Below are 13,705 nucleotides of genomic sequence, written 5' to 3' on the forward strand. Positions count from 1 at the left end.
TTTTCTCCCCTCTCCCGCAGGCGGGAGAGGGAGCAACACAGTACGCTCAACCGGCCAGTTCGCCGACCAGCTTCTCAAGCTTTACCGCATCCGCCGCGAACAGGCGGATACCTTCCGAGAGCTTCTCGGTAGCCATCGCATCCTCATTGAGCTGCCAGCGGAACGATGCTTCGTCGGCGGTGATGCGTGCAACATTGCCGGCCTGAGCTTCTTCCACGGATAGCTTGTGTTCGATCGTGGTCGTGCCGACGGCAAGTTGCTCGAGCAGATCGGGGCTGATCGTCAGCAGGTCGCAGCCGGCCAGCGACAGGATCTGGCCCGTGCTGCGGAAGCTGGCGCCCATGACTTCCGTCGTGTAGCCGAATTTCTTGTAGTAGTCGTAGATCTGGCGCACCGAGCGTACGCCGGGATCGTTGTCGCCGCCGTTTGCCACCGGGTCCCACTTCTCGCCGGCCTGTTTCTTGTACCAGTCGAGAATGCGGCCAACGAACGGAGAAATAAGCTGCGCACCGGCCTCGGCACATGCCACCGCCTGCGCCAGCGAGAACAGCAGTGTCATATTGCAGCGGATGCCCTCGCGCTGCAGGATCTCGGCGGCGCGAATCCCTTCCCAGGTGGAGGCAATCTTGATCAGCACGCGCTCGCGCGCCACGCCGCGCCGCTCGTAGAGGTCAATCAGGTGGCGTGCCTTGTCTACGGTGGCCTGGGTGTTGAACGACAGGCGTGCGTCGACCTCGGTCGACACGCGGCCCGGCACAATGGCCAGGATTTCGCAGCCGAAGGCGATCAGCAACTGGTCCATGACGCCGTCAAGGCCCGATTCGCCGTGATGGTCGCGTACGGCCTGTTCCAGCAGCGGGCGGTACTCCGGTTTCTGCACGGCCTTGAGGATCAGCGACGGATTGGTGGTCGCGTCCTGCGGCTTGTATTGCTTCATCAACTGGAAGTCGCCGGTGTCGGCCACTACCGTGGTGAACTGCCTCAGTTGTTCAAGCTCGTTCATGATCTGGTTCCGTCGGATGGAGAAGGCATTGTAACGGCGCAGTGCGCGGCGTAAACGCCAGTGAAGCGGTTCCAATCCGCTACACTACGCGTTTTCTCCAACGCTTTTCTGGCTGTTGTCATGACTCAGGATGAACTCAAGGCGCTGGTCGCGCAAGCGGCCGCCGATTATGTGAAGCAGGAAGTGCCCGAAGGTGCCGTACTCGGCGTAGGCACGGGCTCCACCGCCAATCTCTTCATTGACGCCGTGGCGGCGTTCAAGGAACGCTTCTCCGGCGCCGTCTCTAGTTCCGAGGCCTCCACGCGCCGCCTGCAGCAGCATGGCTTCAAGGTGCTGGACCTCAATGAAGTCGACAGCATCCCGGTCTACGTGGATGGCGCCGACGAGATTGACAACTCCGGCGCGATGATCAAGGGCGGCGGCGGCGCGCTGACGCGCGAGAAGATCGTCGCCTCGGTGGCGGACTGCTTCGTCTGCATCGCCGACGGCAGCAAGCTGGTGCCGACGATGGGCAAGTTCCCGCTGCCGGTGGAGGTGATCCCGATGGCACGCGCAGCCGTGGCGCGAAGCCTGGCGGCGCTTGGCGGCCAACCGCGCCTGCGCATGACGAAGGAAGGCGGCATCTACAAGACTGACAACGGCAATGTGATTCTCGATGTTGCCGGCCTGCAGATCGACAACCCGCGTGACCTGGAGCAGCGTATCAACCAGTTGCCCGGCGTGGTAACGGTTGGCCTGTTTGCGCTGCGCGGCGCGAATGTGCTGCTGCTAGGTACCGAGCAGGGCGTGCAGCGCTCGGATTACTGAACTGAGTGCCAGAAGGGCTCCGGGCCGCGCCCGGGGCTTTTGGAGGCCGTTTCAGAATGAAGCGAAGCAGTTCTGGCTAGGGTGAAGCAGGGATTTCGGCTCGCAAGCGAGCCGCCTGCGTAACGGCATGCGCTTGCCAGCGCATGCGCGCCCTGCAAGGGTGCGGCCGCAGACAGTACAAGTGGACCGGCCAAGGCCGCGCAACGACGCCAGAATCATTCTGAAGCGGCCTCTTAGGCGGTCATGCCGTGCTCTACGGCATAGACGGCCACCTGCACGCGGCTGGCGAGATTGAGCTTCTTGAGGATGTTCTGCACGTGAATCTTGACCGTGCTTTCCGCCACACCCAGGTCGCGCGCGATCATCTTGTTGCTGTCCCCTCGCACCAGCCCCTGCACGATATCGCGCTCTCGCGCGGTCAGCGGTGCGCCTTCGCTGCGCTGTAGCGGAGCGGCAGCGGGCCCTGAGGTTGCGGAGGGCGCGGAGGGTGCCGAGGGCGCCTGGAATTGCTGGACGAGCTTGGCGGTCATCGTCTCTGAAATCACCGGCTCACCGGCCGCTGCGCGCCGGATGGCGGTTGTCAGCGCTTCGGTCTCGATGTTCTTGAGCAGATAGCCGCGTGCGCCGCTGCGCAAGGCGGCTGCCAGCTCCTCGCCTTCCTCGGACACGGTCAGCACGATTACTGCACTGTCCGGCAGATCCTCCACCAGCAGTTGCAGTGCCTCCAGTCCGGACAGCCCCGGCATGTTCAAGTCCAGCAGGATCACGTCCGGTCGATGCTGCTTGGCGCGCTTGATACCTTCCACGCCGTCGGCGGCCTCGTCGACAACTTCGAAGTCGCCCTGCTTCTGTAGCAGCGCGCGGACGCCCGAGCGGAACAGCGTGTGATCGTCGATCAGCAGGATACGGATGGTCATGAGGAAAGCTCCTGTGCCGCGAGCGGCGCGGTGGTGTTTGGCGCTGATTCGCCGCGCGGCAATGTCAGTTCGATCCGGACGCCAGCGCCAGGGCTGGTGTCGATCGACAGTTGGGCGCCGAGCCGCGTGGCGCGCTCGCGCATGATGTGCAGGCCGATATGCGCGGCGTCCGACTCATCCGATTCAGCCGGATCGAAGCCTTCGCCGTCGTCCTGTACCACGAGCCGGAAGTCGCGCCCGTGCGTCAGTGATATCGCCACATGCTCGGCCATCGCATGCTTGCGCACGTTGGAAAGCGCTTCCTGCAGGATGAACAGCACCTGTAGCTGCTGTTCCGGCTGCAGCGGAAGTCCGTGATCGTCGATGGTCAGCGAGGCCTTGGTGCGGCACTGGCGGCGGAAACGTTCGACCGTGTCCTCCACGGCCGGCCGCATGTCGCCGGTGGTCAGCCGCGAGCGGAAGTTGTGCAGCAGTTCACGAACATCCTGGTAGCTCTCTTCAACACCGTGGCGCAGCAGCGGCACGATCTCGCGTGTCTCGGCCACGTCGTTGCGCTCGACGGCATCGCCCAGCAGTTGTACCTGGAGATTCAGGAAATTCAGGCCTTGCGCGATGCTGTCGTGCAGGCCCTGCGCCACCAGGTTGCGCTCCTCGACAACGGCAAGCTGCCGCGCACTCGCTGCAAGGCTCAGGTGCTCCAGCGCAGTGCCGAGATGCCGGGCAAGCGCTTCCAGCAGTTGCCGGTCGGACGGTGGCAGTTCGTGTGGTTCACGGAAATGCAGCGTGAACGAGCCGAGCGTGCCGCGAGGCGTGTTCAGGCTGAAGGCAGCCATGGCCCGGAAGCCCTCGCGGCCGCACGGGGATTCCTGAGAATCGGTGGACTGTCTTCCGGCCCGGCGCAGATCGGTGATTGCGATGACGCCCGCTTCGGTGGCCATGCCGCAATGGCAGGCACTGACCGTGGTGCAGCGGATGCTGTCAGCCATCTCGTCCGATATTCCTATTGATACAAGCCGGTGAAGCTTTTTGTGTTGTGTATCAATCACTCGTACCGAGCCGCCTTCGGCATCGAACTGGCGCATCACGCGATCGAGGAAGCCGCGCGCCATTGTCTCGGCATCGCTCGTGCGGTTCAGGAATGCGGTCACGTCATAGAGCGCTTCGAGATCCCGGTTCTGGCGCGCCAGTTCCGTGGTCTTGCTGGCCACGCGCGCTGCCAGGTCCTGATACAGCTCCTGCAGTTCGCCGGCCATGCGATTGAAACCTGCGTTGAGTGTGCCGAATTCGTCGCGCGTGGCCACTGGCAGGCGCAGCGAGAACTCGCGGGCGGCCATGCGCTGCAGGCCATCCTGCAGCCGCAGGACCGGCAGGATGATCCACAGATAGAGCAAGCAGATCACGGCCACCGTGCCGAAGCACGCAATGATGGCAAGGCTCGCTTGTGACAGACGCAGCAGGTCTGTCTTGCGTGCATTGTCTTGTTCGATCAGTTTCACCAGGCTGTCGGCCTGATAGACGAAGCTGGGTAACGCTTCGATGTACGCGGCAGGGCCGGCGCTACCGGGTGAGGCGACGGCCAATGGTTTCAGCCGTTGCTGCCAGTCGGCCACCACTTGATCGAGCTTGGCACGGATGGCGGGCTCTTCCGGCAGGAACAGCGGGCGCGCCGGATTGCCGCGGCGCAACTGTGCAAGCGTGGCATCGAGCGCCGCAACTTGCGCGGCGAGGTCGTTGGGTTTGCCGTCCCGGGCCAGCGAGAGTTCGATGGCGATCCGGTTCGCGCGCATGCGCAGGCTCCCGGCGTCGTTGATTGCCGCCCCGGCGCCTTCGAGCTTCCAGGACAGGTAGAGCGTGCCGGAAATCATCCCCAGCACCACCAGCAACGCGGCGAACGAAAGCAGGATGATGCGCGTGGACAGCCGGTAGCGCAGCGGCGTCAGCCGGACGGTTTCCGGCACGTGGCCGTTGTCCGGCAGCGGGGAGGGGGTTTCTTGTGTAGTTGGGGCGGACATGGGGACAAGGCCAGTCCGCCAGAAAGCCAATGTGGCGGGAGACGGGCGACCTTGCCGGGAATTGTGCCCGGAGGCGGGTATGGCACATCTGCTTCAGATCAAGAAACCGCTAGAAGAGAATTTACCCGGAGGGGCGCGTCGTATTTCTGCGAGATTTATTTCCGATCAAATCCATGCGGTCGACATGGTCCTAGCATCGTTTCGGTACGAATCTTCAGAATCGGAGAACCGAAATGTCCAGAACCATCGAAACCCTTGTGCGCCAGCACCGTGATTGCGACAGCGCGATCGAGCAGGTTGAAGCCAGCGTGCGTGCCAAGGACTGGAACGCCGCAGCCGCCGCGTTTGCGTGCCTTGAAGCGGCCCTGCAGGGCAACTTCAATACCGAGGAACAGCGCCTGTTTCCGGCATTCGAGCAGGCAATGGGCTTCAGCAATGGTCCCACCGCCGTAATGCGGCATGAACATGACGAGGTGCGCGGGTTGCTGGACAACGCGCGTGAATGGCTGGAACTGCAGGACATCAGCGCATTGGCGGCCGAACTCGATACGCTGGTCGTGCTTCTGCAGCAGCACAACGTGAAGGAAGAGAATGTGCTGTTCCCGATGTGCCAGGCGCAGGTGAGGGGGCTTGACGCCCTGCTGGCCGATGCAAGCCCGGGGGCCGCGACCTGAGCCGGAACCTGAACTCCTTCACGAAGCATCATGGTGAAAGCGGTCAATCTCGATTACGCACGTGCGCCGCGTCCCGGCCTGGTTTTTGGCTGCCTGATGCCGGCGCCTTGGCTGGGCGCCGCCGCGGGATTGCTGCTGGCCCTGGGGCCGGCCGAAGCACTGCCTGACCGCTTTGCGCCGCTGGCGCTGGCGGCCGTGCATGTGCTGGCGCTGGGGATGCTGTTGCCGGTCATGCTCGGCGCGCTATTCCAGATGATGCCGGTTGTGGCCGGGGTGTCCGTGCCTTTCGCCGGGCGCATTTCGCCGTTCGTTGCCGCTGCCGGTGCGGGCACTGCAGTGGCACTCGCGGCGGGCTTCCTGGGTGCGGGGCCGACACCATTCCGATGGGCCGCCGCACTGGGCGGTACGTTCCTGACGCTGGCGGGCATTCTGCTGCTTTCGGCTGGCGTACGCGTGGCGGCCGTCGATGCCACCACGCGTACGCTCGCGTGGATCGGCGCACCGCTGATCGTCACGGCACTCGGCGGCGCAACGTTGGCCGGGTTATTTGGGGGGCTTTGGACGGTGGCGCCGCATCAGGTGCTGGCGCTGCACGTGGCATGGGGCCTTGGCGGATGGCTGGCCGCACTGGTGACGGGCGTTGCTACTACCGTGTTGCCGATGTTCTGGCAGGCGGAGCGCCTTCCGGCGTGGCTTGAACGCTGTCTGCCGCTCGGGCATTGGGGATTGCTGCTGGCCTTCAGCATCGTCATGGTCGAACAGCCTGATGGCAAGGCAGCCCGCTTTGCGCTGCTGCCATGGCTGTTGTTTGCCATGCTGGTCGGCGCATACGCGCTGGCGGCGACGCTGCGCGCACGGCGTCGTCATGATCCGCAGTGGCTGCTGTGGCCCGTGGCGGCGGCCAGCCTGCTGACGGCCGCATTGTTGGCAGCCATTGAAGTGCTGGCGCCAAACGGCGTGCCTGCCGTGCTGCAGTGGTGGATCGGTGTGCTCGCGCTGGTTGGCGGTGGCGTGCTGCCCGTGAATGCGATGCTCGGCAAGATCGTGCCGTTCCTCGTCTGGCTCCATCTGCGCCGCCTGCTGCCGCCGCGTGCACGCGTACCGGCGATGCAGGTCATCATCTCGCCAGAGAAGCAGAAACAGCAGGGATGGCTGGTGCTCGCGTCCTTCGGGTTGCTGCTTGCACTGCCCGTCGCTCCGGCGTTGCTTGCAAGCGTTGCCGGTGTGCTATTTGCCGTTGCAAACGGCTGGCTGGGGGTGCAGTTGCTGAGCGCCCTGCGTTGCATGCGCGCGATGCGCAAACAGGGCGGACTGCCGCCACGCGTGGCGGCGGCAGTGGCGGAGCACGAGGCTCCGCGCGGTTAGCGATCAGGTTGTGATGAGGTTGCCGACATTGCTGGTCGTGCCGGCAGCCAGGTTGTCCGGCTTCTCACCGGTCATCAGATAGTGCATCAGGTCGGCCACGGGGCGGATGGCTTCGCCGAACGGCAGCGAACCCTTGCCCCGGAAGAACAGGCCGCGTTCCACATCGCCACGTACTGCCTGTGCAAGCTTCAGGTCGATACAGAACTGGCCGATACGCGAAACACCATCACGCAGGCCGCAAGCCTGCAGGCAGTCGAACCCTTCCAGGCAGTCGCGCGTCTTTGCACGGCGCTGCAAGCGGCTTTCCGCCGACAGGTACTTTGCCAGCCATGGTGTCAGCACGGCGCGTGCGGGCAAGCCGGCCACGCTGGTGAACTCGCGCAGCGATTCGGCTGGCGCCGTGGCCAGTACCTGCTTGAACGCCGGGTGCGCATCGCATTCCTCGGTCACGGCGAACGCCGTGCCAACCTGCACCGCCGCGGCGCCCTTGTCCAGCCAATGCCGTATCTTCGTGTGGCTGTTCATGCCGCCGGCCAGGATCAGCGGAATGCTGCCCCACGCCAGGCCAAGCGTCCGGAACAACTCGCGGCATTCGTCCAGCACGCGCTCGAACGAGAAGCGGCCATCGCCAAGATCTTCTATCGTCGATGCTCCAAGATGGCCGCCCGCATGGGCCGGATGCTCGACCACGATGGCGTCCGGCAGCCGCCCCTTCTTCATCCATCGGCGCAGCACCAGCCCAATGCCGCGTGACTCCGACAGGATCGGAATCAACGCAACCTTGGGGTGATCGGCCGCCAGTTCCGGCAGGTCGAGCGGCAGGCCGGCTCCCATGACGATGGCGTCGGCACCGCTTTCGCAGGCTTGCCGCACGAGTTGTGCATGCGAGCCGACCGCTTTCATCACGTTCACGGCAATCAGGCCGCGCCCCTCCGAGATCTGCCGTGCCGAACGGATTTCCCGATCGAGCGCCACCAGGTTGGAAGCCTCGATGCGCGCCTTGTCGCGCGTGCCGGCGGTCTCTGCCATCAAATCTGGATGGTGGTGCCGCAGGTCGATGCTGGCGATGGTTCCGACGCCGTTCTGCGCGGCCACGGTGCCCGCAAGCCTGTGTGCCGATATGCCGATACCCATGCCGCCCTGCACGATCGGCAGCAACCGCCGGCCTGCCAGCGTCAGCCAATGCTCTGTCATGTTGGTTTTACCTCGTACGCGTAAGTCGTGACGGGCAAGCGTGGCACATGCTGTCTGCAACACGTTTGTTGTACATCAATGTCCGTAAGGCAGTGTGCGATCGGCATAGGTCCAGTGGACTATGAGCGCCGCGGATGTCTCGCCGCAATATCTGCGATATCAGAAAAGCGCTGCTCTCGGACATTGCCGAGCGCTTCACGCAAGCCAGTGGTGTCGGTGCGCACGTTGCCGAATGGGTCGATATTGAGAACGCCAGCGTGTTTCGTGGCCGCACTGCGATCAATCCGTTCGCGCAGCTCCGGCAGCCGGTTCGGCATGCGCGTGATCATCCAGTACAGCAGATAGACGCGGTCCGCTGCGTGCCGGCTGGTAACGAAGTTGCCTGCGTCGCCTTTCTGGGCCCGCTTCCAGACATGGTCGAACAGCCATTCCAGAGCGGCCAGCGTCATCTGTTGCGGCGCATTGCAGGGCACCCCACCTTGCGGGCAGTCTGCCGGCGGGGCTTGCGTCAGGTGAAACCTGTCCACGTTTTCGCTCTCCGCCAGGGCCGCGATGGCTGGCAGTTCCGCGGCATTGAGCGTATTCAGGGCCATGTGCATGCCCACCTGCAGTCCGGCGTTGCGTGCGGCGCCGAGTCCGCGCAACGCCCGCTGATACGCATGGCGCGAGCGCCGGATGTGATTGTGCGTGGGTTGCAGGCCTTCGATCTGAATGCCGACGTAGTCAACGCGATAGGCCGCCAGCTTGAGCGCGCTCATGGCGGTCAGGCGGCTGCCATCTGTCGAAAGCGCTACGCGCAAGCCCAGTTCGCGTGCGCGCGCGACGATCCGGAAGAAGTCGGGGCGCGTCATCGGCTCGTTTCCGGACAGGATCAGCGACCGCACGTGGGTGGCATGGAGCTGGTCGAGCAGGGACAGGGCTTCGTGCGTATCGAGTTCGCTGCCACGCGCAGGCGGCGTCGGTGCGTCCTGGCACGGATGCCATATCACGGCGGGCCCGGCTTGGCCGCGGCGCTTGCGTGGCGCGGGTGGGATCGGCGTGCCGTCGCGCAGCGCCTCCATGAAGCGGGATACACGGAACATGATCAGGCGCCTTTCCCGGGGGACAGTCGAAGACCCGTTTTCTTCAGGATGCGTGTCGACCAGAGTACGTCGCTGCTTCGGCAGGCATCGCCCAGCAATGCGGCAATCTGCGCGACGAGCGCTTGCGCCTCGTCGCGCGTGCGCGCGTGGACCATCGCAAACAGGTTGTAAGGCCAGGCCGGCGGGCGCCGGGTTCGGCGATAGCAGTGGCTGACAAACGGCAGCGCGCCGATACGTTCGCCAAGCACGTCGATGCACTGGTCGTCTACGTCCCAGACCGTCATGCCGTTGGCGCGCCAGCCCAGCGCATAGTGATTGGGCACCGCGCCGATGCGGCGTAGCGTGCCGTTGCCCTGCATCACCTGCAGCCGTGCAATGACTTCGCGCTCGTCGATACCGAGCGATGCCCCGACTGCGGCGTACGGCGCAGGCACGAGCGGCAACCCATGCTGCGTGGCGCGAATCAGTGCGAGATCGAGCGAGTCGTGGGTCATGTCGGCAGGTGAAGATGGACGAAGTACTCGCGCTCCTTCGGGAATGAGAGGACTTCCACAGCGGCGGCGGCTTCGATGCGTTGCAGGGTGGGGCCGACGTCGTCAGCGTGCGCCACGGCCAACACGAACCACAGGTTCAGATGATGCGTGCGCAGATAGTTGTGGGCGACTTCGGGGAAGGCATTGATGGCCTCGATCACCGCTTCCAGGCGATCGGTGGGCGCGTGGCAGGCGCAGAGCATGAACTGCCCGCCGATGCGCTCGACCTGGAACAGCGGGCCGAAACGCGTCAATACGCCGGCGTTGAGCAGCGCCTGGAGTCTGGCCAGCAGCGTGGACTCGTCGGTGCCCAGTGCCAGCGCGGCGTCGGCATAAGGGCGCGGCGTCAATGGCAAGCCACGCTGCAGGGTATCGATGATGCGCCGGTCCAGATCATCGAGCGTCATGGTCACATCCCGAAGCGCTGGGCACGCGAGGTAAAGAAGATGCCGCTTGGATGGTCGGCGGGCAGCGTGGCCAGCGGCTCGAAGCTGGCCGTGTCATAGACCATCACGCGATTGTCGTCACGGCACGACAGCCACACGGCCTCGCCCTTGGGGGTGAACTCCATGTGCAGCACGCCGCGGCATGGCTTGAGTGTGCGTACGACCTGCCTTTTGGCGGTATCGATGACCTGCACGGTGTCATTGTTCGGAAAGGCGAAGTTGACCCAGACCTGCCGTCCGTCCGGCCGTGCCATCACGAATACTGGCTGGCCGGCTACTTCCACACGGCCGGTTTCGCGCCATGCATTGGCCGTGTCGGCAATCAGGACTTCGTGACGCCCGATCGCGGGCAGCCATGCCTTGCCTTGCGCCATGGCCCAGCCGCGCAGGTGTGGCATTTTGTAGACGGGCAGCGGCGCCGTACCCCGCCCATAGCCCGACAGGACCCGTTGCGATGCGGGTGGCGTCTGCCACAGGTCGACCAATGCCAGGCCGTCCTCGCCGAACAATCCCGCCAGATACCAGCGGCCATCTGGCGTCACGAGCGCGTCATAGGGCTGGCGGCCTGCGGGTAGCCGGGTGACCTCGGGCTTGCGGGGATCGGCGATGTCGATGATCCAGATCTCGCCGGCATCGAACAGGCTTGCGGCCAGGCGCTGGCCGGGCAGGTCGGCCAGGCCGACTACCTTCGAACGTTGGCCGTCGCGCGTTATCGCCGGAATGTCGGCCAGCGGTTCGAGCGTGGCCGCGTCAAAGAGCCGGATGCCGCCGGGATCATAGTTCTGCGCGGCCACCACGCGGCCATCCTGGCTGATGGCGCCGCCAATGCTGTTGCCAGCCTGGATGACGCGATGGGTCACCGTGGCGCGCAACAGGTCCACGCGCGATAGTCCGCCATCGCGCCCGAATACGTAGGCGTATCGGCCGTCGCGCGCAAACACCACGCTCGCGTGCGACAGGTCGCCAAGACCGTCGATGGTGGCGAGCCGGGACATGCCCGTGGTCTCAACCACCTGGATGCTGCCCGTGGCGCGTTCCACCACCACGCCCAGGTCGCCGGTGCCGCGCACAGCGCCAGTGCAACCGGCCAGTACCGTGCCCAGCAACAGCACCAACGGAAGGGCGGCGCGGCGCATCATGGTTTGGGTGTGCCCGGTAGATGCCCGGACTGGAGTCTTTCGATCAGCCATCGTGCTTCGTCCTGTGTCATGAAGGGTTGCCAGGGCGGCATGGCTGTTCCGGGCCGTCCCTGGAGCACAGTGGCGACAAGGCCGTCGCGCGGCTTGTCGGCCAGCGCGGCCGATGTCAGCGGCGAGCCCAGTCCCCCCTGCAATGTCATGCCATGGCAGGCGCCACAATCGTCGCGCAGCAGCCGGACCAGTTCGGCCTGACGTGCAGGTGCCGGTGATGGTGCCGATGCCGGGGTCTCGGCGGCAATGGCCGTGGCGGCTAGCCAGGAAAGCAGCGGGACGCAGATCCAGCGCGTGGTAGACATGGGTCGCCAGCGAGTTGGGAAAATGCCGACATCATGGTGAAGAAGCCATCGCATCGGCTTGATCGCTGTCAACGCCGGGCCGATTCGACCTGTCGTGCAGGGGACGGACGTTTGGGCCAAGCGGGCAGACGAGCGGCAGGAAGTCGTCGGCCCTTGGTGAGTAGGCCAGCAGCGCCCCCGCTTGAAGATCGAAGTACCAGCCATGCAGAGTCAGCGCTCCGCGTTCGCACGCCTGGCGCACGAACGGAAAGCTCTCCAGGTTGCGTATCGAAACAAGGATGGCGGCCTGTTCGCAGGCGCGCTGGCGTTCGGCGGGGTCGGCCTCGGGCAGGCTCTGCTCCACCAGGCGCCGTGCCGGGCTGGCAATGCGGACCCATGGGCCGATGAAGTCCTGCGCGCCGTCCGTGGTGCTGTCGTCGGGGCGGGCCAGCAGCGCGCGTATGCCGCCGCAACCGGCGTGCCCCATGACGATGATGCGTGCGACACGCAGTTGCTCCACGGCGAACTGGATCGCGGCCGACACCCCGTGAAGCCGGCCGCTGCCGCCGTCGCCATACGGCGGCACGAGGTTGGCGACGTTGCGCACGGTGAACAGCTCGCCGGGGTCGCAGCCGAGCAGCAGCCCCGGGTCCACGCGCGAATCGCTGCATCCGATCAGCAGTGTCTGTGGATGCTGGCCAGTGCGCAGGGCATCGAAAAGCTCGGGCTTGGCCTCGAAATAGCGCCGCTGGAACCGTTCGAAGCCCTTGAGCAGACGTTCGATCTCGTGCATGCCGATGCCGTCCTACCGGCTACGGACAAGCTGCCATGCGCGGCCCAGGTAAGTCACCGACGCAAAGCCGCTCCATACGTGCACCAGTCGCGTGAACGGGAAGATCGCGAACAGCGAGATGCCCATGAACAGGTGCGCCTTGAAGACCAGCGGGGCATCGGCTACGTAGCTGGCCGCATCGCCACGCAGCGTGACGATATGCTGGGCCCAGGTCATCAACTGCACCATCATGTGGCCGTCCATATGGCCGGCTGATTCGAAGATCGTCGACAGGCCAAGCAGCAGCGTGACCAGCAACCACAGCAGCAGCACCTTGTCGCCCGTGCGCGTGACAGCCGACACACGTGCGTTCGTAAGGCGCCGATGCAGCAGGATCAGCAGGCCGGTCAGGCACATCGTGCCCATTACGCCGCCGGCGATCATCGCCACGGCCTGCTTGAAGCTGTGCGAAACGCCGAGCGCATCCCACACCGCCACCGGCGTGAGCAGGCCTGCGAGGTGGCCGAAGAACAGGCCGAGGATGCCGACGTGGAACAGGATGTTGCCCGTGCGCAGGTTGCCGCGATGCAGCACCTGCGAGCTGTCCGATTTCCACGTGTACTGCTCGCGCTCGAAGCGCGCCAGGCTGCCGAACAGGAAGATTGCCGCGGCAATGTACGGGTAGATCCCGAAGAGGAACTGGTGGACCAGGTTCATGGTAGTGGCTCTGGTTGGGTTTTCGTGCGTGACCGGGTCACGGGCGAGGGTGCGACGCAGCGCGCTTGTGGAACGTGATCACGTCGATGGCGGGCTTGTTACCCAGCAGCGGCTCCACGCCATCGGCCCCCGGCCCGAAGGTCTCCAGCGCTTCATCCATGTCGCGCACGGGTGGGTCCATCTGCATCACCGGCTGCACGTCGGTAAGCGTCTGGAGCACCGTGAAGACCGCCGCATAAGGGCTTTCACTGCGCGCCAGACGGCCTCCGATGGCGGCCAACACGTGAATCGCATCGCCTAGCAACTGCTCGGAGCGCGCTTCCTTGCCGTCCAGCGCCAGCGCACCGAGGTACTCCAGGAACAGCGGCACGTAGTCGGGCAGTTCGGTGTCCAGCGGCTCGAAGCCATCGCGGCGGTACTCGTCGATCAGGTCGACCATGGCCTGGCCGCGGTCGCGGCTCTCGCCGTGCACGTGCTCGAACAGGTGCAGCGAATGGGCCGGGTTGCGATCGAACGTGGCGACGTAGTTTTCCTGCAGCGTGATCAGCGGCTGGCTGCGCAGCTGGGTAACCAGCGGTGCCAGCATGTCGCGCGCCTGCGGCCATTCGGCCAGTGCCCAGTCGATATCGACAAGGCGGTCTATCCATTCCTGCTCGGGATAGCAGAGCAGGGTGCTCAGTACTTGGTGAATCGGCATGATCGTGTTCCT

General features: G+C 65.0%; 15 protein-coding genes. 3 read left to right on the forward strand and 12 right to left on the reverse strand.

Going from position 1 to position 13,705, the window contains the following annotated elements:
• Window positions 1-46 precede the first annotated feature (46 nt).
• Window positions 47-1,003, reverse strand: a complete 957-nt coding sequence (gene tal, locus B552_RS0106985) for a transaldolase (RefSeq protein WP_019448286.1) — start codon at window positions 1,001-1,003, stop codon at window positions 47-49.
• Between the two features lie 120 nt (window positions 1,004-1,123).
• Here tal and rpiA point away from each other — a divergent pair, with 120 nt between their 5' ends.
• Entirely contained in the window at window positions 1,124-1,810 is a 687-nt protein-coding gene (gene rpiA, locus B552_RS0106990; protein WP_019448287.1) for a ribose-5-phosphate isomerase RpiA, read from the forward strand.
• Window positions 1,811-2,043: 233 nt separating this feature from the next.
• On the opposite strand, the gene B552_RS0106995 is transcribed toward rpiA, so the two are convergent.
• Window positions 2,044-2,727, reverse strand: coding sequence for a response regulator (locus B552_RS0106995; RefSeq protein ID WP_019448288.1), 684 nt, complete (start codon window positions 2,725-2,727; stop codon window positions 2,044-2,046).
• Window positions 2,724-4,739 carry a type IV pili methyl-accepting chemotaxis transducer N-terminal domain-containing protein gene (locus B552_RS0107000; protein ID WP_083860249.1) on the reverse strand — a complete coding sequence of 672 codons (2,016 nt, stop codon included), beginning with the start codon at window positions 4,737-4,739 and terminating at the stop codon, window positions 2,724-2,726. Before B552_RS0107000 ends, B552_RS0106995 begins: the two co-directional genes overlap by 4 nt.
• Before the next feature lie 233 nt (window positions 4,740-4,972).
• Here B552_RS0107000 and B552_RS0107005 point away from each other — a divergent pair, with 233 nt between their 5' ends.
• On the forward strand, window positions 4,973-5,413 hold the full coding sequence (locus B552_RS0107005) for a hemerythrin domain-containing protein (protein ID WP_019448290.1): 441 nt from the start codon (window positions 4,973-4,975) through the stop codon (window positions 5,411-5,413).
• Between the two features lie 30 nt (window positions 5,414-5,443).
• Window positions 5,444-6,778 (forward strand): hypothetical protein, encoded by a 1,335-nt coding sequence (locus tag B552_RS0107010; RefSeq protein WP_019448291.1) that lies wholly within the window; start codon window positions 5,444-5,446, stop codon window positions 6,776-6,778.
• A 3-nt stretch (window positions 6,779-6,781) separates the two neighbouring features.
• Here B552_RS0107010 and B552_RS0107015 read toward each other — a convergent pair whose 3' ends face one another.
• The 9 genes from B552_RS0107015 to narJ all read right to left on the reverse strand — a co-directional run bounded on the left by B552_RS0107015 (window position 6,782) and on the right by narJ (window position 13,693).
• A complete protein-coding gene (locus B552_RS0107015; RefSeq protein ID WP_019448292.1) occupies window positions 6,782-7,972 on the reverse strand; it encodes a nitronate monooxygenase family protein in 1,191 nt (396 codons plus the stop codon).
• 119 nt (window positions 7,973-8,091) lie between these two features.
• Entirely contained in the window at window positions 8,092-9,054 is a 963-nt protein-coding gene (locus B552_RS0107020) for a radical SAM protein (protein WP_019448293.1), read from the reverse strand.
• 2 nt (window positions 9,055-9,056) lie between these two features.
• On the reverse strand, window positions 9,057-9,548 hold the full coding sequence (locus B552_RS29015; RefSeq protein WP_019448294.1) for an Lrp/AsnC family transcriptional regulator: 492 nt from the start codon (window positions 9,546-9,548) through the stop codon (window positions 9,057-9,059).
• A complete protein-coding gene (locus B552_RS29020) occupies window positions 9,545-9,994 on the reverse strand; it encodes an AsnC family transcriptional regulator (RefSeq protein ID WP_019448295.1) in 450 nt (149 codons plus the stop codon). Before B552_RS29020 ends, B552_RS29015 begins: the two co-directional genes overlap by 4 nt.
• 2 nt (window positions 9,995-9,996) lie before the next feature.
• Window positions 9,997-11,169 (reverse strand): cytochrome D1 domain-containing protein, encoded by a 1,173-nt coding sequence (locus B552_RS0107035; protein WP_019448296.1) that lies wholly within the window; start codon window positions 11,167-11,169, stop codon window positions 9,997-9,999.
• Window positions 11,169-11,528, reverse strand: a complete 360-nt coding sequence (locus tag B552_RS0107040) for a cytochrome c (protein ID WP_019448297.1) — start codon at window positions 11,526-11,528, stop codon at window positions 11,169-11,171. Before B552_RS0107040 ends, B552_RS0107035 begins: the two co-directional genes overlap by 1 nt.
• Window positions 11,529-11,559: 31 nt before the next feature.
• Complete coding sequence (locus tag B552_RS0107045) at window positions 11,560-12,300, reverse strand: carbonic anhydrase (RefSeq protein ID WP_019448298.1); 741 nt, start codon at window positions 12,298-12,300, stop codon at window positions 11,560-11,562.
• A 12-nt stretch (window positions 12,301-12,312) separates the two neighbouring features.
• Window positions 12,313-12,996 carry a respiratory nitrate reductase subunit gamma gene (gene narI / locus B552_RS0107050; RefSeq protein ID WP_019448299.1) on the reverse strand — a complete coding sequence of 228 codons (684 nt, stop codon included), beginning with the start codon at window positions 12,994-12,996 and terminating at the stop codon, window positions 12,313-12,315.
• A 37-nt stretch (window positions 12,997-13,033) separates the two neighbouring features.
• Window positions 13,034-13,693 (reverse strand): nitrate reductase molybdenum cofactor assembly chaperone, encoded by a 660-nt coding sequence (gene narJ, locus B552_RS0107055; protein WP_019448300.1) that lies wholly within the window; start codon window positions 13,691-13,693, stop codon window positions 13,034-13,036.
• Window positions 13,694-13,705: the final 12 nt, after the last annotated feature.

This window comes from Cupriavidus sp. BIS7, assembly GCF_000292345.1.
In the GTDB taxonomy this organism is placed as follows: domain Bacteria; phylum Pseudomonadota; class Gammaproteobacteria; order Burkholderiales; family Burkholderiaceae; genus Cupriavidus.

Excerpts from the sequence above, each read along its gene's own strand:
- B552_RS0107035 (WP_019448296.1), bottom strand. The coding sequence starts at position 11,169 with ATGCGCCGCGCCGCCCTTCCGTTGGTGCTGTTGCTGGGCACGGTACTG.
- narI (WP_019448299.1), bottom strand. The coding sequence starts at position 12,996 with ATGAACCTGGTCCACCAGTTCCTCTTCGGGATCTACCCGTACATTGCC.
- B552_RS0107005 (WP_019448290.1), top strand. The coding sequence starts at position 4,973 with ATGTCCAGAACCATCGAAACCCTTGTGCGCCAGCACCGTGATTGCGAC.
- B552_RS0107020 (WP_019448293.1), bottom strand. The coding sequence starts at position 9,054 with ATGTTCCGTGTATCCCGCTTCATGGAGGCGCTGCGCGACGGCACGCCG.
- B552_RS0107010 (WP_019448291.1), top strand. The coding sequence starts at position 5,444 with ATGGTGAAAGCGGTCAATCTCGATTACGCACGTGCGCCGCGTCCCGGC.
- B552_RS29020 (WP_019448295.1), bottom strand. The coding sequence starts at position 9,994 with ATGACGCTCGATGATCTGGACCGGCGCATCATCGATACCCTGCAGCGT.
- B552_RS0106995 (WP_019448288.1), bottom strand. The coding sequence starts at position 2,727 with ATGACCATCCGTATCCTGCTGATCGACGATCACACGCTGTTCCGCTCG.
- B552_RS0107015 (WP_019448292.1), bottom strand. The coding sequence starts at position 7,972 with ATGACAGAGCATTGGCTGACGCTGGCAGGCCGGCGGTTGCTGCCGATC.
- B552_RS29015 (WP_019448294.1), bottom strand. The coding sequence starts at position 9,548 with ATGACCCACGACTCGCTCGATCTCGCACTGATTCGCGCCACGCAGCAT.
- B552_RS0107045 (WP_019448298.1), bottom strand. The coding sequence starts at position 12,300 with ATGCACGAGATCGAACGTCTGCTCAAGGGCTTCGAACGGTTCCAGCGG.
- tal (WP_019448286.1), bottom strand. The coding sequence starts at position 1,003 with ATGAACGAGCTTGAACAACTGAGGCAGTTCACCACGGTAGTGGCCGAC.
- B552_RS0107000 (WP_083860249.1), bottom strand. The coding sequence starts at position 4,739 with ATGTCCGCCCCAACTACACAAGAAACCCCCTCCCCGCTGCCGGACAAC.
- B552_RS0107040 (WP_019448297.1), bottom strand. The coding sequence starts at position 11,528 with ATGTCTACCACGCGCTGGATCTGCGTCCCGCTGCTTTCCTGGCTAGCC.
- rpiA (WP_019448287.1), top strand. The coding sequence starts at position 1,124 with ATGACTCAGGATGAACTCAAGGCGCTGGTCGCGCAAGCGGCCGCCGAT.
- narJ (WP_019448300.1), bottom strand. The coding sequence starts at position 13,693 with ATGCCGATTCACCAAGTACTGAGCACCCTGCTCTGCTATCCCGAGCAG.